The 22545-nt window shown below is 70.5% G+C and carries 13 protein-coding genes; 4 read left to right on the top strand and 9 right to left on the bottom strand.

Annotation, left to right across the window (positions count from 1 at the left end):
• Positions 1-189: 189 nt before the first annotated feature.
• The 6 genes from IU449_RS11930 to IU449_RS11905 all read right to left on the bottom strand — a co-directional run bounded on the left by IU449_RS11930 (position 190) and on the right by IU449_RS11905 (position 12049).
• A complete protein-coding gene (locus IU449_RS11930) occupies positions 190-4020 on the bottom strand; it encodes a multifunctional oxoglutarate decarboxylase/oxoglutarate dehydrogenase thiamine pyrophosphate-binding subunit/dihydrolipoyllysine-residue succinyltransferase subunit (protein ID WP_195001862.1) in 3831 nt (1276 codons plus the stop codon).
• A gap of 193 nt (positions 4021-4213) precedes the next feature.
• Positions 4214-8035 carry an ABC transporter ATP-binding protein gene (locus IU449_RS11925; RefSeq protein WP_195002515.1) on the bottom strand — a complete coding sequence of 1274 codons (3822 nt, stop codon included), beginning with the start codon at positions 8033-8035 and terminating at the stop codon, positions 4214-4216.
• 201 nt (positions 8036-8236) lie between these two features.
• Positions 8237-9016, bottom strand: a complete 780-nt coding sequence (locus IU449_RS29680; RefSeq protein WP_195001861.1) for an ABC transporter permease — start codon at positions 9014-9016, stop codon at positions 8237-8239.
• On the bottom strand, positions 9013-10146 hold the full coding sequence (locus tag IU449_RS29675; protein WP_195001860.1) for an ATP-binding cassette domain-containing protein: 1134 nt from the start codon (positions 10144-10146) through the stop codon (positions 9013-9015). The genes IU449_RS29680 and IU449_RS29675 overlap by 4 nt, the downstream gene beginning before the upstream one ends.
• Positions 10143-10901, bottom strand: coding sequence for a hypothetical protein (locus tag IU449_RS11910; RefSeq protein ID WP_195001859.1), 759 nt, complete (start codon positions 10899-10901; stop codon positions 10143-10145). The genes IU449_RS29675 and IU449_RS11910 overlap by 4 nt, the downstream gene beginning before the upstream one ends.
• 125 nt (positions 10902-11026) lie before the next feature.
• On the bottom strand, positions 11027-12049 hold the full coding sequence (locus IU449_RS11905; RefSeq protein ID WP_195001858.1) for a glutathione S-transferase family protein: 1023 nt from the start codon (positions 12047-12049) through the stop codon (positions 11027-11029).
• 38 nt (positions 12050-12087) lie between these two features.
• On the opposite strand from IU449_RS11905, the gene IU449_RS11900 reads away from it, so the two are divergent.
• Positions 12088-12891 carry an enoyl-CoA hydratase/isomerase family protein gene (locus tag IU449_RS11900; protein ID WP_195001857.1) on the top strand — a complete coding sequence of 268 codons (804 nt, stop codon included), beginning with the start codon at positions 12088-12090 and terminating at the stop codon, positions 12889-12891.
• Positions 12892-13014: 123 nt separating this feature from the next.
• A complete protein-coding gene (locus tag IU449_RS11895) occupies positions 13015-14217 on the top strand; it encodes a class I adenylate-forming enzyme family protein (RefSeq protein WP_195001856.1) in 1203 nt (400 codons plus the stop codon).
• On the opposite strand, the gene IU449_RS11890 is transcribed toward IU449_RS11895, so the two are convergent.
• Entirely contained in the window at positions 14214-14960 is a 747-nt protein-coding gene (locus tag IU449_RS11890; RefSeq protein ID WP_195001855.1) for a tyrosine-protein phosphatase, read from the bottom strand. The two genes, IU449_RS11895 and IU449_RS11890, sit on opposite strands and share 4 nt — an antisense overlap.
• A gap of 536 nt (positions 14961-15496) precedes the next feature.
• Between IU449_RS11890 and IU449_RS11885 the strand changes: the two genes are divergently transcribed.
• Positions 15497-15868 carry a TetR family transcriptional regulator gene (locus IU449_RS11885; RefSeq protein WP_324188241.1) on the top strand — a complete coding sequence of 124 codons (372 nt, stop codon included), beginning with the start codon at positions 15497-15499 and terminating at the stop codon, positions 15866-15868.
• A 44-nt stretch (positions 15869-15912) separates the two neighbouring features.
• Complete coding sequence (locus IU449_RS11880) at positions 15913-17100, top strand: amino acid deaminase/aldolase (protein ID WP_195001854.1); 1188 nt, start codon at positions 15913-15915, stop codon at positions 17098-17100.
• A 100-nt stretch (positions 17101-17200) separates the two neighbouring features.
• Here IU449_RS11880 and IU449_RS11875 read toward each other — a convergent pair whose 3' ends face one another.
• Together IU449_RS11875 and IU449_RS11870 are read right to left on the bottom strand one after the other, a co-directional pair.
• A complete protein-coding gene (locus tag IU449_RS11875) occupies positions 17201-20545 on the bottom strand; it encodes a bifunctional RecB family nuclease/DEAD/DEAH box helicase (RefSeq protein ID WP_324188196.1) in 3345 nt (1114 codons plus the stop codon).
• Positions 20546-20664: 119 nt separating this feature from the next.
• Positions 20665-22491, bottom strand: a complete 1827-nt coding sequence (locus IU449_RS11870) for a DEAD/DEAH box helicase (protein ID WP_228803922.1) — start codon at positions 22489-22491, stop codon at positions 20665-20667.
• Positions 22492-22545: the final 54 nt, after the last annotated feature.

The following is a 22545-nucleotide window of genomic DNA, read 5'->3' as shown; positions in this document are numbered from 1 at the left end:
TCCGGCAACATGTCCGGGCCGACCCCCGACCCAGAAGTCCGGGTTTGACACGGGTGTCCCGGGACAGGAGCGCTGCCAGCGCTACGTGCGATGACTCCGACCACGCAGCGCGGCTCAGGCAGGGGCATAGAAATGGCGTGGGGCCGGGCAAGCCCATGCTTGCCCGGCCCCACGCCACGCCGGTGGAGATCAGTTGGTCGGGGCGAAAGCCTCGCCGACGATCTCGGCCTGCTCCACCGCGTGCACCTTCGACGAACCCGAGGACGGCGCCGACATGGCGCGCCGCGAGATGCGGCGCAGGCGGCCGAAGCGCTCGGGCAGGTGCTCGGGCAGGTTGAGGCCGTAGAAGGGCCAGGCGCCCTGGTTGGCCGGTTCTTCCTGGACCCAGGCGATGTCGGTCGCGTTCGGGTAGCCCTCGAGTGCCTCGTTCAGGCGGAACTTCGGCATCGGGTAGAGCTGCTCGACGCGCACGATCGCCACGTCTTCGCGCTTGTGCTTGGCCTTCTCCGCGGCCAGCTCCCAGTAGAGCTTGCCGCTGGTCAGCAGGACGCGCTTGACCTTGGAGCGGTCGCCGATGCCCTGCTCGTAGGCGGGCTCCTCGAACACCGAGCGGAACTTCGACTCGGTGAAGTCCTTGATGTCGGAGACCACGGCCTTGTTGCGCAGCATCGACTTCGGGGTGAAGACGATCAGCGGGCGGCGGATGCCGTCGTGGTGATGGCGGCGCAGCAGGTGGAAGTAGTTCGCCGGGGTGGACGGCACCGCCACGGTCATCGAGCCCTCCGCGCACAGCTGGAGGAAGCGCTCGATGCGGCCGGAGGTGTGGTCCGGGCCCTGGCCCTCGTGGCCGTGCGGCAGTAGCAGCACGACATCGGAGAGCTGGCCCCACTTGGCCTCACCGGAGGAGATGAACTCGTCGATGATGGATTGCGCGCCGTTGACGAAGTCGCCGAACTGCGCCTCCCACAGCACCAGGGCATTCGGGTTGCCCAGCGAGTAGCCGTATTCGAAACCGACGGCGGCGAATTCGCTCAGCGCCGAGTCGTGGACGGCGAACCAGCCGGGGTTCTCGCTGCCGATGTTGTGCAGCGGGGTGTATTCCTCGGCGGTCTTGCGGTCGATCAGGACGGCGTGGCGCTGCGTGAAGGTGCCGCGGCGGGAGTCCTGACCGGTGAGGCGGACCGCCTTGCCTTCGTCGATGAGTGTGCCGAAGGCCAGCAACTCGGCGAAGGCCCAGTCGATCTTGCCTTCGTAGGCCATCTCGCGGCGCTTCTCCAGCACCGGCTTGACGCGCGGGTGCACGTTGAAGCCGTCCGGCACATTGAGGAAGGCATCGCCGATGCGCTGCAGGACCGACTTGTCGACCGCGGTGTGCACGGTGCCGGGCACGGTCTGGTCGCCCTCGACGGACTCACTGGGGCCCGGCGGGTACTTCTCCAGCTCGCGGACCTCGTTGAACACGCGCTCCAGCTGGCCCTGGTAGTCGCGCAGCGCGTCCTCGGCCTCCTTGAGCGAGATGTCGCCACGGCCGATCAGGCTCTCGGTGTAGCTCTTGCGGACCGAGCGCTTGGTGTCGATGACGTCGTACATGTACGGCTGGGTCATCGACGGGTCGTCGCCCTCGTTGTGGCCGCGACGGCGGTAGCAGATCAGGTCGATGACCACGTCCTTGCGGAACTTCTGGCGGAAGTCGACGGCCAGGCGCGCGACCCAGTCGCAGGCCTCCGGGTCGTCGCCGTTGACGTGGAAGATCGGCGCGCCGATGAATTTCGCGATGTCGGTGGAGTATTCGGTGGAGCGGCTGTTCTCCGGGGCGGTGGTGAAGCCGATCTGGTTGTTCACCACGATGTGGATGGTGCCGCCGGTGCGGTAACCGCGCAGGCCCGAGAGGTTCAGCGTCTCGGCGACCACGCCCTGACCGGCGAACGCGGCGTCGCCGTGCAGCATCAGCGGCATGACCGAGAAGCCCTCGGGGCCGTCGCCCTTGTCGAGCAGGTCCTGCTTGGCGCGCGCCAGACCCTCGAGCACCGGGTCGACCGCCTCCAGATGCGAGGGGTTGGCGGTGAGCGAGACCTGGATCTCGTTGTCGCCGAACATCTGCAGGTAGGTGCCCTTGGCGCCCAGGTGGTACTTCACGTCGCCGGAGCCGTGGGTGGCGGCCGGGTTCATGTTGCCCTCGAACTCGGTGAAGATCTTCGAGTAGGGCTTGCCGACGATATTGGCGAGCACGTTGAGCCTGCCGCGGTGCGGCATACCGATGATGACCTCGTCGAGCGAGTGCTCGGCGCTCTGGTCGAGCACGGCGTCCATCATCGGGATGACCGCTTCGGCGCCCTCCAGCGAGAAGCGCTTCTGGCCGACGTACTTGGTCTGCAGGAAGGTCTCGAACGCCTCGGCGGCGTTGAGCCGGTTCAGGATGTACTTCTGCTGGGCGACGGTCGGCTTGACGTGCTTCTGCTCGACGCGGTCCTGGATCCACTGCAGCTGCTCGGTGTCGAGGATGTGGGTGTACTCGACACCGACGTGACGGGCGTACGCGTCGCGCAGCACCGACAGCACGTCGCGCAGCTTCATCCGCTCCTGGCCGTGGAAGCCGCCGACGTTGAACTCGCGGTCCAGATCCCACAGGGTCAGCCCATGGGTGGTGACGTCGAGGTCGGGGTGGCTGCGGAACTTGTCCTTGACCAGGCGCAGCGGGTCGGTGTCGGCCATCAGGTGGCCGCGGTTGCGGTAGGCCGCGATCATCTCGAGCACCCGGGTGCTCTTGTCGACGCCGCGTTCCTTGACGTCCTTGCGCCAGCGGACCGGCTCGTAGGGCACGCCGAGGCCGTGGAAGATCTCGTCGTAGAACTCGTCGGAGATCAGCAGCTGGTGGATGGTGCGCAGGAAATCACCGGACTCCGCGCCCTGGATGATGCGGTGATCGTAGGTCGAGGTCAGCGTCATGAGCTTGCCGACGCCGATCTCGGCGATGCGCTCGTCGCTCATGCCCTGGAACTCGGCCGGGTACTCCATGGCGCCCGCGCCGATGATGGCGCCCTGGTTGGGCATCAGGCGCGGCACCGAGTGCACGGTGCCGATGGTGCCGGGGTTGGTCAGCGAGATGGTGACGCCGGAGAAGTCCTCGGCGGTCAGCTTGTTCACCCGGGCGCGGCGGACGATGTCCTCGTACGCGGCGTGGAACTGGGCGAAGCCCATGTCCTCGGTGGCCTTGATGGCGGCGACGACCAGCGAGCGGCTGCCGTCCTTGCCCGGCAGGTCGATGGCCAGGCCGAGGTTGGTGTGCGCGGGGGTGATCGCGTGCGGCTTGCCGTCGATCTCGGCGAAGTGGCGGTTCATGTTCGGGAACGCCTTGACCGCCTGCACGATCGCGTAACCGAGCAGGTGGGTGAAGGAGATCTTGCCGCCGCGGGTACGGGCGAGGTGGTTGTTGATGACCAGACGGTTGTCGATCATCAGCTTGGCCGGGATGGCGCGGACCGAGGTGGCGGTCGGGATGGCCAGCGAGGCCGACATGTTCTTGACGACGGCGGCGGCCGCGCCGCGCAGCACCTTGGATTCGTCGTCGGCGGCGGCGGGCTTGGGACCGCCGGAAGTCGGCGCGGCGTTGGAGGCGGGGGCCGGGGTGGTCTGCGGGGCGCGCGTGGTGGGGGCCTTCGCCGCAGGAGCCGGCGCGGCCTTGGGAGCCGCCGTCTTGGGCGCGGGCGCTGCCGCGGGCGCCGCCTTGGGGGCGGCTGCCTTCGGCGCGGCGGCCTGGGGAGCGGGAGCCTGGGACGCGGCCGTCTCGGTGGCGGGCGTTGCCGATTGCTGTGAGGGAGCTGCACCCGGCGGGGCGGCGGCCACGCGGCCGTTGTCGCCTGCTTCGGAGTTGGGCTCGGGTGTGTAGTCGGCGAGGAATTCGTGCCAGCTCTCGTCGACCGAAGATGGATCCTCTTGGAACTTGAGGTACATCTCGTCGACCAGCCACTGGTTCTGACCGAACTGGGAAGTTGAACTGCTCACAGCAGGTGTTCGCCTCATTTCGTTCTTTGCGCTGCGACGTTTGTGACGTGCTGGCACGGGGATCGGCGGGTGCGCGCCGATGCGCCTCTGTCGAGGATATGCCCAGCAGACGATCAGCGTTGCCAGCACCACCCACCGGAACCGAACCCATTTGTGTTCGACCCGTCCGGCGTCGACCTTATTCCTTCGCTTCCGAACAGTGTCGTCCGCGTCACCCTTCTGTGACGGCGCCGGGCGAGGCGGTCGCGAGCCCCGCCGACCACAGCCGCGCGTAGGGTCCGCCCCCGGCCAGCAAGCGCTCGTGGGGGCCGAACTCGACGACGCGTCCGCGCTCCACGACCGCGATGGCGTCGGCCCGCGCCGCGGTCGCCAGCCGGTGCGCGACCACCACCGTGGTGCGTCCCCGGGCCACGGAACTGCTCGCTGCCAGCACCGATGCCTCGGTGTCCGGGTCGAGGGTGGCGGTCGCCTCGTCGAGCAGCAGCAGGTCGGGGCGGACGAGTTCGGCGCGGGCGAGCGCGATCAGCTGGCGCTGGCCCGCCGAGAGCCCGCGTCCGCGCTCGCCGACCGGCTGGCGAAGTCCCCGTGGCAGCGAGGCGATCATGGCGGTCGCGCCGACCGCGTCGACGGCGGCGGCGATCTCCGCTTCGCTCGCGGATGGTTTCCCGAATGCAATGTTGCTGGCCACGTCGCCGGTGAACAGGTGAGCTTCCTGCGGCACGATGCCCAGGCGGGCACGGTAGTCGGCGAGCCGGTAATCGCGCAGGTCCACCCCGTCCACCTCGATGGACCCGCCCGCGGTCTCGGTGCGGGGCAGATCGTAGAGGCGGGCCAGCAGTTTGACGATGGTCGACTTGCCCGCCCCGGTCGGACCGACCAGCGCCACCGTCGAGCCCGCCGGGATCGCGAGGGTGACGCCGCACAGCGCCGGATCGGCGGTCCCGGGATAGCGGAAGCGCACGTCGTCGAACCCGACCTCGCCACGCAGGTGACCGGTGACGGGGGTGGCTCCCGGTGGATCGGCGGCGATCGAGGAGGGGGTGCGCAGCAGGTCGCCGATGCGGCGCAGGCCGACCCGAGCCTGCTGGTAGCCGTCGAAGACCTGGGACAGCTGGGTGATCGGGCCGAACAGCAGTTGCAGATACAGCACGAACGCCACCAGCGTGCCCGGCGTGGTGGCGCCGGTGGCGACTTCGCGGGCGCCGAAGTACACCACCACGGCCAGCGCCAGATCCGCCCAGGACACGACGAACGCGAAATACAGCGCGATCGCCCGCTGCGCGCGCATCCGGGAGTCGCGGTAGCGCTGGGAGTACTCGGCGAAGCGGCGGGCGGCGAAGGGTTCGTGCCGGTTGGCCTGCACCGCGCGCAGGCCGGTGACGTTCTCCTGGAAGTCGGCGTTCACCGCCGACACGTGTTCGCGCGAGATCGAGTACGCGGTGGAGGACACCCGCCGGAACAGCACCGTCGCCAGGATCAGCGGCGGCACCGCGGCCAGCACGACCAGCGCCAGCGAGAAATCGATGACCAGCAGCGCGACCGCGATGCCGACCACGGTGAGCAGCCCGATCAACGTGGTCGCCACCCCGGTCTGCAGGAAGCTCGACAGCGCGTCCACGTCGGTGGTCATCCTGGTCATGATCCGGCCGGACAGCTCCCGTTCGTAATAGTCCAGGCCGAGCCGTTGCAGGTGCGCGTAGCTGCGCACGCGCAGGCCATAGAGGACGCGTTCGCCGGTGCGGGCGGTCAGCACGATCGTCACCGCGCCGATCGCGAGCGAGGCCGCGACCAGCAGCGTGCCGATGATCGCGGCGCGCACCAGAGCACCGGATTCGCCCGCGCCCACGCCGGTGTCGAGGGCGTAGCGGACCAGCGGCGGGAAGGCGACGCCGAGCAGCGCGTCGGCGGCGAGCAGCGCCACTACGGAGGCGACCAGAAGACGCACCGGGCGCAGCAACCGGACCAGGCGGAAGCCGGGATCGGGCGTGCGCAGCCGGGCGTCGTCGAGTCCGGGTTCCTCGGTGGCGGGCGGCAGGGCCGCCAGCGTGCGGCGCAGCTGCGGGGTCTCGGCGATGTCGGCGGCCGCCCGGCCGAAGCCGCCCGGCTTGGTCGCCGGGGCGAGCTTGCGCGTGCGCACGACCGGCGCGGTGTCGGCGACGGGCACCGACGGGCCGGCCGCGCCGGGCAGCCGGATCACGCGATCGGCGTGCGCGAGGGTGGACTCCCGGTGCGCGAGGATGATCGTGGTCCGCCCGCCCTGATCGGGCAGGGAGTCGAAGATGGCGGCCTCGGTGACGGCGTCGACAGCCGAGGTGGCGTCGTCGAGGACGAGGATCCGCGGTCGGGCGAGCAGCACCCTGGCCAGGGCGATGCGTTGGCGCTGGCCGCCTGACAGCGTCAGGCCGCGCTCGCCGACCACGGTGTCGTAGCCGTCGGGCAACTCGGCGATGAACTCGTCGGCGGCGGCCATCTCGGCGGCGCGGCGGATCTCGGCGTCGGTCGCCTCGGGCCTGCCCAGACAGATGTTGGCCGCGATGGTGTCGGAGAACAGGAACGGGTCGTCGAACACGACGCCCACCGCCGCGCGCAGTTCGTCGGCGGCGACGTCGGCGAGGTCGACGCTGTCGGCGGAGCCGGCTCGGGGCGTGGATCCTGCCCCGTCGCGCGCGGCGCTTCCTTCGGCCGATCCGTCCGGGCGGCCCGAACCGTTTCCGCCGCTCGGGCCGGTCGTGCCGGGAACCGCGGCAGCGCCGCCGGCCCCGAAGAGGCGGATGGCGCCGGAGTCCGGGGCGTAGAAACGCGGCAGGAGCAGCGACAGAGTGGTCTTGCCCGCGCCGGCGGGCCCGATGATCGCGACGGTCTCGCCCGGACGGACGGTGAGGTCGAAATCCCGCAGGATGGGGCGGTCCGGCTCGAAGCCGAAGGTGAGCGCGTCGATCTCGATGCCGAGCGGGCCGTCCGGCAGCGGCCGCGGGTGCGGCGGGTCGACGAGGGTGGGCGCGGTGTCGATGACCTGGTAGACCCGCTCGGCGGCGGCCCTGGTGAGCTGGGCCAGGATGACCACCGAGGACATCGCGCGAGTCGCGGAGGTCATGGTCGAGACGTAGGCGGCGAAGGCGAGGAAGGTGCCCGCGCTGATCGAGCCGCGCAACGCCAGCCAGCCGCCGAAGGCGATCACCGCCACCAGACCGGCTTGCGGGATGGCCGCCACCACCGGCGCGAACCGCGAGTCGATGACGGCCGCCCGCATCCTTTCGCTGTAGAGGCGGCGGGCATGCCGTTCGAGCAGGTCCACCATCCTGGCCTCCTGCCCGAAGCCCTTCACCACTCGCACGCCGGTGACGGTCTCCTCGACGTGCTGGGCCAGGTCGGCGGCGCGCTGCTGGGCCGACCAGGTCGCCGCGAACAGCCGCGGCCGCATCCGGTAGACCGTGAACCCGATGCCGGGTACCACCAGCAGCGCGACCACGGCCAGCGGCGGCGACAGCCACACCATCACCGTCGCGGCCAGCGCGAACTGCAACAGCGCCATCCCCGACAGCGGCACCATCGCCAGCAACCCCTGGACCAGCTGCAGATCGGTGATCGAACGAGAGACCACCTGGCCGGTGCGCAGCGCGTCCTGTCCGGCGCCGTCGAGACGCTGCAGCGAGCGCAGCGCCCGCACGCGCAGGCCGTGCTGGACATCCAGCGACAACCGCCCGGCCAGCAATCTGCGGCCGAATGCCGCGCCGAAACGCCCCACGGCCAGCAGGGCGAGCAGGATCGCGACTGTCCCGATGACGCCGGTGTCGCCGACGCTCGCCGCGTCAAGCGCGCGCTTGGTCAGCAGCGGGGCGGCCACCTCGACGAGCGCGCCCGCCAGCAGCGTTGCCCCGATGCCTGCCAGGGTGCCGGGATGGCGCAGGCTCTCCGTCCACAGTCGCCGAATCCAGCCGGGCGCGCCCGCACCGCTGTTCCCGGACGCACTCTGTCCGGTACCGTCCGCCGGCGCCCCCACAGCATCTGTCACCCCCGAGGAACCTGTCCCCATCGCCTCGCCGACACCACCGTTCCGCCGTCCCATCTCACGTCACCGTGTTCGACGTTAACCACCTCGACCGACAGGTGAGGTGTTCGCCCGGACACATCACACCGCCCGCCCCACGGCCCCGGCTGCTCCGAGATGCTGCGGCAAGCCCGTGTAGTCGGTAAGGAACCGGAGCGCGGCGGAAACATCGCCCCGAGGCGACACTCAGAGGTCGCGCTCGCGCAACAGCCACCAGCCCGCGCCCGCGCTCGCGATCGCCCACAGCGCCAGCACGACCAGCGCGGCCGGTGTCGGCGCGAAGATCCCGGCATCCTCGAACGAGCCGACAGCCACGGTCCCGACGGTGGCCGAGCCGGGCAGCAGCGTCGCCAGGCCGCCCAGGCCGATGCCCTTCGCCACCAGCCAGACCAGCGGCTCGCCGATCAGCAGCCAGCCGATCAGGGTGGCGATCGCGCCGGTGGAGGTGCGCAGGATCAGACCGAGCCCCGCGCCGATCAGCGCCCAGCAGACGGTCGCGAACAGGCCGGCTCCCAACGTCGCCCACAGCCTGCCGTCGACGTCGAACGCGCCGCGTCCGAACAAGAAGAGGCAGGCGAGCGCGACGAGTTCGGTCACCAGTGCCACGGCCAGTGCGGCGACGGCGATGACCAGCAGCTTCGCGGCGACCAGCCGGTCACGGTCGGGGGTGAACACGACCGTCAGCGGCATCGAGCCGTAGCGGAACTCGCCGCCGGTCATGGCCGCGCCGAACGCGCCCGCGCCGAGCACGGTAGCCAGGATCGCCAGCAGCAGCCCGATGGTGGCGGGCCCGGTCACCGGCTGCGCGCGGGGGTCGACCGGCCCGGCCATGCCCGCGGTCACCGAACTGGCCACCAGCGCCACGGCGGGCAGCAGCGCGGCCAGCAGCACGCACCAGCGCAGGGTCGTCACCTTGCGGACTTCCGCGGTGACCGGCCGAGTCAGTCGCTCGAGCAGCGTTGTCATCGAGGTGGCATTCCTTGTGGTGGCATTCCATGGGACGGCATCGGTTGTGGCGGCATTCCTGGTGGGATCGACGGCGGATGCGCGGGCGGCGGGCGCATGGGCGCGGAGTAGGGCGAGCGCTGCGACGATGCCGACGGACCGAACGATGCCGACGGTCCGAATGATGTCGACGATCCGAACGACGACGATCCGAACGACGACGATCCGAACGACGACGGTGGCACGAAAGACGGCGGTGCGTGCAGCGCGGTCGTGGTGCGCGGCTTGGTGAGTGAGGCGAGCACGCGATCCGGGTGGATCGGGTCGGCCACGATGCCCTCGACGCGTACCCCGGCCGCGCGCGCGATCTCGCGGATCTGCGCCTCGGTGGCTTCGGCCACCGCCAGCCGGCCGTCCGGGCGGATGACGGCGTCGGTGAAGCCACGCGCCGCCAGCGCGGTCGCCAGCGCCACCGGCACCGTGGCTGCGACGATCAGCCGGTCGGGATTGCCGCGCCGCAGCTTCGCCGGGGTTCCCTGGTAGACCACCGCCCCTTCGCTGAGCACCACCAGCTGGTCGGTCATCGACACCACCGACGACAGCGTGGCGCTGGTGAGGACCGCCGCGCCGCCGCGGCGGGCGTGCGCGCGGAGGGCATCGTGCAACCAGCCGCGCTCGGCGGCGTCGAGTCCTTCGACCGCGTCGTCGAGCAGCAACAGCCGGGGATCGGGCAGCAGCGCGGTGGCCAGCGCCAGCCGGGTCTGCTGCCCGAAGGACAACGCGCCCGCGCGGGTGCGGGCCTGGTCGGCGAGCCCGACCGTGGCGAGCACCTCGTCCACCCGGTCGCGCGGCACCCCGGCCGCGGCGGCGTGGATGTCGAGATGATCGGCGGCGGCCCTGGCCGGATGCAGCCCGCGCGGACTCAGCACCGCGCCCACCGGACCCGGGACGCCGATCTTCGCGCTGCCCGCGTCCGGCGCGGTGAACCCGAGCAGCACCCGCAGCACCGTCGTCTTGCCCGACCCGGCCGGGCCCGCCAGTGCGGTGACCGTGCCCGGCGCGACGGTGAAGCTGACGTCTTCCAGCGCGGGCACGAACTCGTAGCGCTTGGTCAGCGCGCGAACGGCGACAGCGGCGCGCGATGCCGTCACCGGCGCTCGATCGGCTTCGACGGCGTGGCCCGCCGCGCCGGATCCGCCTGCTTCACGGCCTCGATGGCAGGCAGCGGGGCCGCGTCGATCACCGGGATACGGTGGTTGGACCAGTCCAGCGGCGGGGGACCGAAGGCCTTGCGGGCATTGTCGACGGTGATGCGGCCCAGCGCCCGGTTGCCGACGCCGCCGATCACCGCGCCGATGCCCATCGGGATCACCTTGCCCGCCATCAATGCCAGGCGCTTGGTCAGGAACTTCACGATGAAGCGCTTCATCAGCGAGTCGTTCATGCTCGACAGGCCGGGCACCTTCTCGCCGAGCAGCGTGCCCCAGTTCTTCGCCGAGCGCCCGACCGAGCGCTCCACGATCTGCATGCCGCTGTCGCCCAGCACCACCGCGAGCACCAGCGCCCGGCGCTGCTCCTTGGCTTCCGGCGCGACCCCGTGCACGGCCGCGATGGCCAGCGTGTAGAGCGCGGAAGCTTCGAGGAAGAAGGCGGTCTCGGCGGTGATCGTGGCCAGCGAGGCCACCGTGCCGACACCGGGCATGGCCGCCGTGGCGCCCGCCGCCGTGCCGCTGCCGGTCACCGCGAGCAGGTACTGCTTCTCGATCCTGGCGACGATCTGGTGGGGGTTTTCCCGGGGGTGTGCGCGGCGCAGGCGCTCGATGTACTTCTCCACCGCGGGGCCTTGCAGTTTGGCACCGTTCTCCAGCAAAGCGACCACGGTCTTCTCGAACGCGCCGATATTCATGACCTCACTACCCCTTCGATCCGGCCTGGCTGAACTCTATGGCACCGAACCCATGCCGGCCCAACACGGCAACGAACCGTGCAGATGGCGGGTTCCCCCGCTGAGAGCGGGAAAACGTGACGTCCTCAGGCGCCGGGAACCGCGGGAACTTCCTCGCCGGGAGCCGGGGGAGGCGGCGGGGTTCCGTCGCCGAACGGCCTGCCGCCGAGCACCTCGCGACCGTGCGGGGACAGCCAGTTCGACAGGTCGGGGCCCTTGGGCACCACACCGGTCGGGTTCACGTCGGTGTGCACCGCGTAGTAGTGGGTCTTGATCTGGCCGAAGTCGACGGTGTCGCCGAATCCCGGCGTCTGGAACAGGTCTCGCGCGTAGCTCCACAGCACCGGCATCTCGCTCAGTTTCTGCCGGTTGCACTTGAAGTGGCCGTGGTAGACCGGGTCGAACCGCACCAGCGTGGTGAACAGCCGCACGTCGGCCTCGGTGATGGTGTCGCCGACGAGGTAGCGCTGGTCGGACAGCCGCTCGGTGAGCCAGTCCAGCCGGGCGAACAGCTGATCGTAGGCGCGTTCGTAGGCGTCCTGCGCACCGGCGAATCCGCAGCGGTACACCCCGTTGTTCACATCGCGGAAGATCAGCTCGGCGACCTCGTCGATCTCGGCGCGCAGTTCCTCGGGATACAACTGCGGCGCGCCGGGCCGGTGGAACCGCGTCCACTCGGTGGAGAAGTCCAGGGTGATCCGCGCGTAGTCGTTGGTGACCACCTGACCGGTGGGCACGTCCACGATCGCGGGCACGGTGATCCCGCGCGGATAGTCGGGGAAGCGGGCCAGGTAGGCCTCGCGCAGCCGGGGGATGCCGAGCACCGGGTCCACCCCGCCCGGATCGAGGTCGAAGGTCCAGCTGTATTTGTCGTGCGTGGGCCCGCACAGGCCCAGCGATATCGCGTCCTCGAGCCCGAGCAGCCTGCGCACGATCAGCGTGCGATTGGCCCACGGACAGGCGCGCGCGGCGACCAGCCGGTACCGCCCGGATTCGACCGGATAGCCGTCACGGCCGTCGGCGGTGATCCGGGTGGTGATGTAGTTGGTGTCGCGCTCGAACTCGCCCGGCTCGACATAGGAACCGGCTGTGGACTCCGTCTCGGTCACCCGGCCAGTCTCGCAGATCGACCCCTTAGGCTGCCGGTATGAGCGAGAACACCCCGAAGACCGCCACCCGGCTGGAACGTGAGACCACCGCGGCAGGCGCCGAAGTCGCGGTTCTTACCCTGGCGAATCCGCCGCTGAACCTGTTCGACCAGGCCATGTTCGACGGCCTGGTGGCCGATATCGCCGCGCTGACCGCGAACCCGCCGCGTGCGGTGCTGTTGCGCGCCGAGGGCAAGGTCGTCTCCGGTGGCGTCGACGTGCACACCTTCGACGGATTGACCGTCGAGACGGGCACCGCCCTGTGGCGCAGGCTGTTCGACGACATCATCCATCCGCTCGAGGCGCTGCCGTGTCCGGTGCTGTTCGCCGCGCACGGACTCACCCTCACCGCCGCGTTCGAGGTGGCGCTGGCCTGCGACATCATCCTCGCGACACCGAAGGCGAAGTTCGGGCTGGTGGAGACCGTGGTGGGCCTGACCCCGTCGATGGGCGGCCCGCAGCGCCTGGCCGAGCGGGCCGGCTCCGGCCGCGCCCGCGAGTTCGTGATGACCGCCGACCTCTACGACGCCGCCACCATGGCCGACTGGGGCGTGGTCAACTACATCCACGACGATCTCGACCCGGCGGCACGAGCGCTGGCCCACAAGCTCGCCGACGGCCCGACCAAGGCGCACGCGGCCACCAAGAAGATCATCGAGGCCTGGCGCTCGGGCGGCGTCGCGCACGCGGACGCGGTGACCCCCGAGGTCTCCGGCGTGCTGTTCGACACCGACGACCTGCGGGGCGGCGTGCGCAGCTTCTTGGAGAACGGACCGGGCAAGGCCACTTACCAGGGCCGGTGACTGTGCCTGCCGAGCAGCCACGGGCGGAAGAGGCGATCCCCGCGTAACGACGATCCACCGGCGGAAATGTGATACGCGTCATATAGTGCAGGTGCCTGCTGGATCCAGGCCCGCGGAGGACGAATGACGCAGTTGGTGGTCGAGTACCCGGTGGACGGTCGCCACGCCCCCATGGCGCGAGGCGCGGACGGGGTGCTCAGGTACGGCAATCTCCATCCCGCCCTGACGGAACTGCTGGACCGTCAAGTGCACGCGTTCGCGAACCGGGAAGCGGTCGTCGAGGTGGGTGGGCCCCGGCTCACCTACCGCGAGCTGTGGCATTCGGGTGCGCGCATCGCGGGCGGATTGCAGCAACACGGCATCGGCTACGGCGATCGGGTGGCCGTGCGGATGCCCGCGGGCCTGCGGTGGGTGCGCGCCTTTCTCGGCGCCCTGCTCAGCGGCGCGGTGCCGGTGCTGGTGCCCAGCGGACTGCCGCACAGCGTCGCCGAGCGTGTCCTCGCCGACAGCGCGGCCGATTTCGTGCTCGGCACGGGCACCCCGCTGCCCGACGGCCCGTCGTTCATCGACGACGGCGCCGCGCTCGACGAGCTCGCGGTGCTCTGCTACACCAGCGATCGGCACGAGCCCAGGGGGGTGGAGCTGACCAACGAGAACCTGCTGTCCGCGGTCAGGTCCGTCGTCTCGACCCTCGACCTGCCGACCGACGGTGTGCGCAATCTCGTCCTGCTGCCGCTGGCGGGCACCCGGGGCTGCGTCGACCAACTGCTGCCGACCTTCGCCGTCGGCGGCACCGTGGTGTTCGCGCGCGACATCGCGGGCATCGCCGAAGCCCTGGTGACAGAACGGGTCGACATGATCTCGGCGACCCCGGAGGTGTTCGCCGACCTGCGTCCCACGCTGGCCGCCATGCGTTCGGACGGCATCTGCACCCACGGCGTGCGCCGCCTCAGCAGCGCGGGCAGGCGCGCGCAACATCCGGTCCCGGCGGCGGGTGAAGTCACCGAGGCGCTGCGCGAGACCTTTCCGGCGGCCAAGCGCTGGTCGCTGTGGGGAGCCACCGAGACCAGCGGAATCGGCCTCGCGGCCGACGACGCCGATTCCGGCACCGTGCTCGGACGGCCCTTCGGCGGAACGGAATTGGCGCTGTCGGGACCGCGCGCCGCCGCCGGTCACGGTGAACTGCTCTGTCGGGGACCGAATGTCAGCAGCCGCTACTGGAACGATCCGGCCTCGACGGCGGATCGGTTCACCGGCGGCTGGTTCCATACCGGCGACCAGGTCCGCATCACCGCCGACGGCCTGGTGCACCGCCTGAGCGGCTAGACCAGCAGGCGCTCGCGCAACCGCTCCAGCAGTTTCGTGTCGATGCCCGCGGCCTCGACGAAGGCATCGTGGTGACCGTGCAGTTCGTGCACCGAATCCGTGCCGATCCGCAGATACTCCTCGCGGACGCCGAGCAGATCCGGGGAGGGTTCCGCGCCGGGGCCGAGAGTTTGGGCCAGCATCGCGCGCAACGCGGGCACCGCGTGATTGCTCAGCATGTAGTCGGCGTAGACGTCTTCCTCGACCACCCCGACCGCGCGCAGGATGGTGGCGACCGCCCACCCGGTGCGGTCCTTGCCCGCCGCGCAGTGCACCAGCACGGCGCCCTGCCCGCGCACGATGGATTCGGCGATCTCGGTGATGGCGGCGTTGGCCTCGGGCAGCTTGGGGAAGACCCGGTAGACCTCGAGCATGTGCGTGAGCGCGGAGGTGCCGTCGGCATCGTGCGGCGGTGCCGCGCCCATCCGTGAGTCGAACGGCGTCACCCGCAGTCGTACGTCGTCGGGCAGGTTGTCGTGGCCGATGTTCTCGATCTCGTGCAGTCCGCGCAGGTCGTGCACGTCGGTGACGCGCAGTTCGCGCAGCACGGCGTGACCGCGTTCGTCGAGACCGCTGAGCTGAGCCGAGCGCAGCAGCACGCCGGGACGGATCCGGGCGCCGGACGCGGTGCGCAGACCGCCGGTGTCTCGGAAGTTGAAGGTGCCGGTGAGGCGGAAGTGATCGGCTGAAGACGTGGAGGTCACGGCTACAGGCTATCGGCGGCCCGATGGCGGTGGGCTGCGAGTGGGCCGCGCTGTCCGCTACACCCGTTTCCACTGTGTGTTCGGCCACAAGGGGGTAGCGCGGCGGTGCGGGATCCGTACCCTGGACCAAGGTGCGGTATCGGGCAGGTAAGCCTAACCGCATCCGCACCAGGTGGGAACCGGGTAACGAGGGTCCGGAGCGCGGGTTCGGCGATCAGGCAAGCAACGCAACGTTGCGGTGCAGTCCCGGTCGGATAACAAAACAATCTTTCAGTCTGAAAATAGTGCTGTACCCGTTCTCAAATCATGGAAACCCTCTACCATTGATGAACGTTGGACCGGGCGGTCCGGTGGAAGCCTGACTGTCCGCCGAGTTCAGCGATTCGCGCCGTGCAGGGGCGTGATGTCTTTCGCCAAGGGAGTCGTCGTTGAGCGCACGTGGAGAAATTGTGGAAAGCCGGTTGCGGCCGACCGTCTGCGAGGCAGTCGAAACGGCAGCAGCCTCGCTCGATCACGGCGGAGTTCGAGCGTTGCGAGTGTTGCTGCACGCCGGCATCACCGCCTACTGGCCGCTGATCAAGGCCACCCCCTACAAGCAGATCAGAGCCTACGAGTCGGCCGTGCGCACCATCAGGGAGCGCTGGGAATCCAGTTCCGAATGTGTGGCCGACCCGATCACCGCGATGACGTTCCAGCAGATGGATGCCGAGATAGCCTTCTTCCTGGAACTGTGCGCGCAGCGTTCGAACACCCAGTGGCTCGAACCGGTCGACGCGATCGCCGCGTATTGCGTGTCGATGCTGCAGGGCACCGTGCTGCGCTGGCTGGCGTGCTGCGACGACGAGACGACGCTGGTCGTGCTCGATGATCTGGTCAGTGGCCTGACCGCCCGCGCGGTCGACGCCTGAACTCGCATCCGCACTACTGGACGTTTGTCCAGCTAGGTGGTTGAGTGGGTGGGGTGAGTGAGACCTCGCCGATTCCCGGTCTGCACGCGGCCACCGCCGACCTCGATCCGCCGCTGGCTGCGCTGGATCTCACCGCCCTGCGCGCGAACGCCGTGGACTTGGTGCGCCGCGCCGCGGGCACGCCGATTCGGGTCGCCTCGAAATCCGTGCGCTGCCGTGCCGTGCTGGAGACGGTGCTCGGCTCCGGCCTCACCGCCGCCGCCGGGTTCGCCGGCATCATGTCCTATTCGTTGCGCGAAGCGCTGTGGCTGGCTCGCCTCGGCGCCCGCGACATCCTGCTCGGCTATCCCACCGTCGATCGGGCCGCGCTGGCCGAACTGGCCGCCGACGAGACGATGTCGTCGGCGATCACCCTGATGATCGACGACATCGCTCAGCTCGAGCTGACCCGCGCCGCACTCGGCACCGACAAGGTCCGTCCCCAGGTGTGCCTTGACGTGGACGCCTCCCTGCGCCTGGGGCCGGTGCACCTGGGCGTGCGCCGTTCCCCACTGCGCACCCCGGAGCAGGCCGCCGAACTGGCGCGCGCCGCCCGCGCCGCCGGGTTCGAGGTCGTCGGCGTGATGACCTACGAGGCGCAGATCGCCGGGCTGCCCGACAGCAATCCGGCCGTGCGTCTGGTCAAGAAGCTCTCCGCCGCCGAGATCGGCCGCCGTCGCGCCGCCGTGCTCGACGCGGTGCGCTCGGTGACCGGCCCGCTGCGCATCGTCAACAGCGGCGGCACCGGATCGCTCGAGGTGAGCACCGCCGACCCGCAGGTCACCGAGGTCACCGCGGGATCCGGCCTCTATGTACCGACCCTGTTCGACCACTATCGCGCTTTCACCCCGCGACCGGCGCTGTTCTTCGCCACCCCCGTGCTGCGCAGGCCCGCCCCCGGCATCGCCACCGTCTTCGCGGGCGGCTACATCGCCTCCGGTCCGGCGGGTGTGTCCCGGGTGCCGAAGCCGGTGTGGCCCGAGGGGCTCCGCCTGCTCGGCACCGAGGGCGCGGGAGAAGTCCAGACGCCGCTGTCGGGTGCGCGGTCCCTGCGCCTGGGCGATCGCGTGTGGTTCCGGCACGCGAAGGCGGGCGAACTCTGCGAGCGCTTCGACGCGGTGCACTTGGTCGAACCGGACGGCTCCCGCACCACGGTGCCGACCTACCGCGGCGAGGGCAAGAACTTCGGCTGAGGCGCCACCGCGCGCCCGCTCACCTACGCCCCGGCAGGCACGCGGGTACAGGCCACGTTCACCGCGGCGACGGCTTGCGGAAGTTCCACCGACCCGGGAGTCACCCGAGTCGCAGGAATCGTCCCGGTTCGACGAGTTCTTCGGGAGTCTCGGGCAGGTAGGTGGTGAGCAGCGGCGAACGGATGACGATCGCCTTCCACATGGCCCGGCTGACCGCCGCACGGATCAGGCCGGGGGAGAACAATGCCGCCATGCCGTCCGGCGCGTCCTGCGGCGACGACGTGGTCATCGAGATCAGCACGACCGCGCTCTCCCTGCCCCGGAACCGGTCGACGGTGCCCACCAGCACATCCTCGATCTTGGCCCGCGCCAACAGGGTTCGGATACGCCCGACCTGCGCCTCGTAGGGCGCGATGACGAACAGATCGTGCGGATGCAGTCGCCGGGTCTGTCCGCCCTCGGTCCACGGGCGCCCGAGCAGAGCGCGCACCTGGCGTACCACCTCGCGCGCCTCGGCCACGGACTCGGTCGAATCGCCGTGATGCGAGACCGTCACGGTCTCGATACCGGGCGCGGTGCCATCGAGTCGCCGTGCCGTGGTGACGGTTTCGTCCGAGATCAGCCTGCCGTCGTAGTACAGCCGCGACAGCGGCTCGCACACCCGTGGATGCATCCGCCGCGTGCGGTCGAGGAAGTAGCCGCGTCCGGCGGGGACCGTGTCACGCCCGTCGAGCAACCAGCCGAGCACCGAGGCCGCGACCGGCGCGGGATGGGCGGCGCGCGCGAGGGCGGGCTGCGGGTCGCCGACCAGCAGCAGCGAACGCGCGCCACCTGCCACCTCCGCCACCTCCGCCAGGGGGAACCGGCCGGCGTCGGCGACCACGAGCAGATCCAGACTGCCCGCGGGCACCCGCGCCGGATCGGTGAAATCCTCGGTGAGCCCGCCGATCACACAACCGTTGACGGCGTGATCGAGGAACCGGGCGAACCGTTGCGGGTCGATCACCGCCCACTCCGGCGCGACGGCCTCGGCCTCGGATTCGGCGACGAGTTCGGGCAGCACACCGGCCGCGACGATGGCCTCGAACAGGTTCTCCACCGTGCGGCGGCTGTGCGCGACGATGCCGATCCGCCAGTGCCGCCCGGTCACCAGCTGCGCCACCACCTGAGCCGTGACCTCGGTCTTGCCGGTCCCCGACGGGCCCTGGACCACCAGATAGGAATCGTCGAGGCCGGAGACCGCCGCGGTGAGCGCGGTGATGTGGTCCCCGTGCACCGGCGGCAACGCGTCACCGTGCAGCCGGGGCGTCCGCCTGCCCAGAATGTCGAAGAACGCGCCCGTGGGCAGCTCGGGCAGCGTCATCAGCAACCGCTGCGCCGTGGCTTCGACCGCTGCCTCGGCGCGGGCATCCCAGCGCGGCACCCCCGGCGCGATGGCGATCGGCAGGTCGTCGTGGGGTACCCGGTCCTCGGGCTGGATCTCCTCCAGCCGTACCGCGTCGTCGAAGTCGGCGTCCACCGCGCAGCCGAGCACGACGGCGGTCCCGGTGGTGCGACGCCCGAACGCGCCGACTCGGTCGTAGAACGTGTGCACCCGAGTGCCCGGCGGCAGCGCGGCGGGCGCGGCTGTGCTCGTCGGCCCGGGCCGCAGCCCCCCGCCCGAACCGATGCGCCCGGTCAAGGTCAGGAACCGCCGCATGGTCGCGCCGTCGGGGCTGCGATGCCACTTGGTGTCCACGGTGCAGCGGTCGGCGATGAGCACACCCGGGGCGTCCGCCCAGTCCCGCACCGGATGGGTCAGCCGATCGGTGTGCGCCCAACTCCATGCGCGCCGTTCCCGGCGCCGATACCCGGCCACCGCCGCCATCACCGCCGCCGGGTGCCGCGAATCACCTTGTCCGGCAGCGTATTCCCACAACGCCGCTTCGACCGACGAGGGGGGCGGGGACGGGTCCTCCGTCGCGGGGTCTGCGTCCGCCCAGTCGGAGTCCACGGCTGCTCCTCGAGGCCGTGCCGCGCTGCCGGGGCGCGTCTGCGCGGCCACCGACGTCGACGATTCGCGCCACCGCGCGGCGTCGCCGAGGCCGCGCAGCCAGTCGCTCAGCAGCACCAGCATCACGTCGTCCGACGGTGCGCCGGGGATCAAGGGACGGAGCCGATCGAGACCATAGGATGCCACGCCGATGAGGACGGCATTGCGGACGACGGGATAGAGGTCGACGAGCAGACCCGCGTGCAGCAGGTCGTCGAGGGCCTCCTCGTCGCCGGGACCGTCGCCCCCGGCCAGCAACGCCGCTCGCACGTCGCCGGTGTAGTGGTAGAGGTGTGCGCCGGGATGGGAGCCCAGATGCGCGGCGGAGTGGACGAGGACCTCGGTGACCGAACCAGGGCCCGCGGGCAGGCTCAGCAGGGTGCCGGTGCGGTTCCCGAGGCGCCAGTGCCCGGCGCGGCCGTCCGGTGCCGATTCCAGGGTCAGCGCGAGATCGTCGGGATGTGCCTCGGGCAGGGCGGACAGTGCGGCCGGGTCGAGCAGGGCATGGGCGGGCACGCCGGACGCCTCGGTGCGCAATTGCAGATCGGCTTGTCCGCGCAGAGCGGCCACCGTGCGCACGGACAGGCCGGGTATCTCGTCGTCGGTGACGGCGAGCCGATCGACGGTGTGCACCCCGGCGTCGCGCAGCCGCGCCCGTGCCGTGCCCGGCATACCCGCCACCAGCAGCAGATCCCGGGCGGCGGTCAGTTCGGGCAGGCACACCGCGCAGCGCCCGCAGGCCAGATAGCGCGGATCGCCCCACTGCACAGGCAGCAGCTCGTCGAGCTTCTCCTCGAAAATCTCACCGGTCCGCTCTCGCCCGGCCCGGTACACCGCAGCCGCCGCGTCCAGCGGATGCTCGGAAACCACGGGACCGCAGTGCAATACGAGCGTCGGCGGCACCCCGACCGCGCCCGAGGCGGTGAGAATCTGCGCGCAGGCGGCCAGTTCGAGCACGGTGTCGAGCCGAGTCGCGGGCGAGGCGGCGGTCCCGTGCAGGGTGTGACCGCCATGCTCCACGCGTACGAGATAGTCACAGCGCGCGGCGAATCGGTCGCTCAGGACCGTCGCGTTCCGCACGACCCGCGCTCCGCCGCTGAGCGCGTCGACAGTCGCGGTGTGCGCCGCGCGCAGGGCATCGGCCCCGGACGCATCGGCGCCGAACGCGGAAAGCCGGTCGGGTGCGGAGATCTCGGCGATCGAGGATCCGTATACCGCGCGCATGCGCGCGTGCAGCCGGTCGCCGCCGGGCGCGTAGGAGCCGACGGGAGTGGTGAAGTCCGGCGAAGCGGTGCAGTCGGGCGCGGTGTCCACCATGCCGAGTTCGGCGTCGAGGGCACGCAGCACCGCGAACTCGCAGCGCGCGGCCCGCACCAGATCGGCGGCGGTCGCCACTACACGATCACCGAACACGAACAAACGCGCGCCTCCCGTTCGACGGCCGCCAGCCGGGACACCAGCAACCGGCGCGCCCGATGCGCGCCGGTCGGCAACACTGTAAGCCAGTGCGTCTGACCTCGGTGGACCCCGGGTCAGGATCGCGGCTTGCGGCGTTCCTGGCGTTTGCCGGTGTCGCGCTCGCGGCGCGGACCCCGGCTGCTGAACGACGGAGCCGCGCGGTGCGACGGCGGACCGGAGTCGAGCTGCAGCTGGATCAGCACGCCGCTGATCCTGGTGCGCCGCAAAGCTTCCAGCGTCTCGGCGGGCAGCTGTGCGGGCAGCTCGACCAGGCTGTGGTCGGGCCGGATGCTGATGTGGCCGAAGTCGCTGCGGCGCAGACCGCCTTCGTTGGCGATGGCGCCGACGATCGCGCCCGGCACCACCCGGTGCCGCTTGCCCACGCTGATCCGGTAGGTGGCCAGCTCGGTACCGGTCGCCCGGTGATGCGAGCCGCCACCCGGCCCGCGCTCCTCGTCGAAGCGGCGGTCCGGGCGTTCACGCGGAACACGTTCGCGGCGTTCCGGTTCCGGCTCCGGCTCCATGAAGAAGTTGTCGCCGTCGTAGGAACCGATCGCCAGCGCGGCCGCGATGTCGACCAGCGGGATGTTGTGCTCGCGCTCGTAGTCCTCGATGAGCTTGCGGAACAGCGGCAGGTTCGACGAGGCGAGATTCTCGGTGATGGTGTCGCCGAACTTGGCGACCCGCTGCGCGTTGACGTCCTCGACGCTGGGCAGCTGCATCTCCTCGAGCGGATGCCGGGTGGCGCGCTCGATGGCCTTGAGCAGATGGCGTTCGCGCGGCGCGACGAACAGCAGCGCCTTGCCGCTGCGCCCGGCGCGGCCGGTGCGGCCGATGCGGTGCACGTAGGACTCGGTGTCGTGCGGGATGTCGTAGTTGACGACGTGCGAGATACGGTCCACGTCCAGGCCGCGCGCGGCGACGTCGGTGGCCACCAGGATGTCCAGCGTGCCGGACTTGAGCTGGCCGATGGTGCGCTCGCGCTGGTTCTGAGCGATGTCGCCGTTGATGGCGGCGGCGGAGAAGCCGCGGGCGCGCAGCTTCTCGGCGAGTTCTTCGGTGCCCTGCTTGGTGCGGACGAAGATGATCATCGCCTCGAACGGCTCGACCTCGAGCACCCGGGTCAGCGCGTCCAGCTTGCGCTGATGGGAGACCTGCACCCACCGCTGGGTGATGTTGGTCGCGGTCTGGGTCTTGGCCTTGACGGTGATCTCGACCGGCTCGCGCAGGTACTGCTTGGAGATCTTACGGATCGCCGAGGGCATGGTCGCCGAGAACAACGCGACCTGCTTGTCCCGCGGGGTGTCGGCGAGGATCCGCTCGACATCCTCCTGGAAGCCCATCTTGAGCATCTCGTCGGCCTCGTCGAGCACCAGGTACTGCAGCTGCGACAGGTCGAGCGTGCCCTTCTCCAGGTGATCGATCACCCGGCCCGGGGTGCCGACGACCACGTGCGCGCCACGGCGCAGGCCCGACAGCTGCACGCCGTAGCTCTGCCCGCCGTAGATGGGCAGCACGTGCAGTCCGGGGATGTGGGTGGAGTAACGGCCGAAGGCCTCGGCGACCTGGATGGCCAGCTCCCTGGTGGGGGCGAGCACGAGGGCGCGCGGCGCTTTGCCGGATGTTTCCAGACCCATCAGGATCGGGATGGCGAAGGCGGCCGTCTTGCCGGTGCCGGTCTGCGCGAGACCGACCACATCGGCGCCCGCCAGCAGCGGTGGGATGGTCGCCGCCTGGATGGGGGAGGGAGATTCGTAACCGACATCGGCGATTGCCCGCAGGATGCGGTCGTCGATGCCCAAGTCGGCGAAGGACGGGCCGGCCGGGTCGGAACCGGCTTCGGTTCCGCCCGTGTCCCTGTCGTCGTCGCCAGGAACGCTGTCGACCTGATTAGTACTCATTGACCAGGAGTTTACTGCCTGCCGGTGGCCTCCCCGGTCACCGGGCCAATACGG

It is taken from the genome of Nocardia higoensis, from assembly GCF_015477835.1.
GTDB lineage: Bacteria > Actinomycetota > Actinomycetes > Mycobacteriales > Mycobacteriaceae > Nocardia > Nocardia higoensis_A.
The sequence above is the reverse complement of the archived record's forward strand: the minus strand, read 5'-3'. Positions and strand labels throughout refer to the sequence as shown.

What these genes read in the sequence shown, in the direction of transcription:
- IU449_RS11930 (WP_195001862.1), bottom strand. Translation starts at nt 4,020, where the DNA reads ATGAGGCGAACACCTGCTGTGAGCAGTTCAACTTCCCAGTTCGGTCAG.
- IU449_RS11925 (WP_195002515.1), bottom strand. Translation starts at nt 8,035, where the DNA reads ATGGGGACAGGTTCCTCGGGGGTGACAGATGCTGTGGGGGCGCCGGCG.
- IU449_RS29680 (WP_195001861.1), bottom strand. Translation starts at nt 9,016, where the DNA reads ATGACAACGCTGCTCGAGCGACTGACTCGGCCGGTCACCGCGGAAGTC.
- IU449_RS11910 (WP_195001859.1), bottom strand. Translation starts at nt 10,901, where the DNA reads ATGAATATCGGCGCGTTCGAGAAGACCGTGGTCGCTTTGCTGGAGAAC.
- IU449_RS11900 (WP_195001857.1), top strand. Translation starts at nt 12,088, where the DNA reads ATGAGCGAGAACACCCCGAAGACCGCCACCCGGCTGGAACGTGAGACC.
- IU449_RS11895 (WP_195001856.1), top strand. Translation starts at nt 13,015, where the DNA reads ATGACGCAGTTGGTGGTCGAGTACCCGGTGGACGGTCGCCACGCCCCC.
- IU449_RS11870 (WP_228803922.1), bottom strand. Translation starts at nt 22,491, where the DNA reads ATGAGTACTAATCAGGTCGACAGCGTTCCTGGCGACGACGACAGGGAC.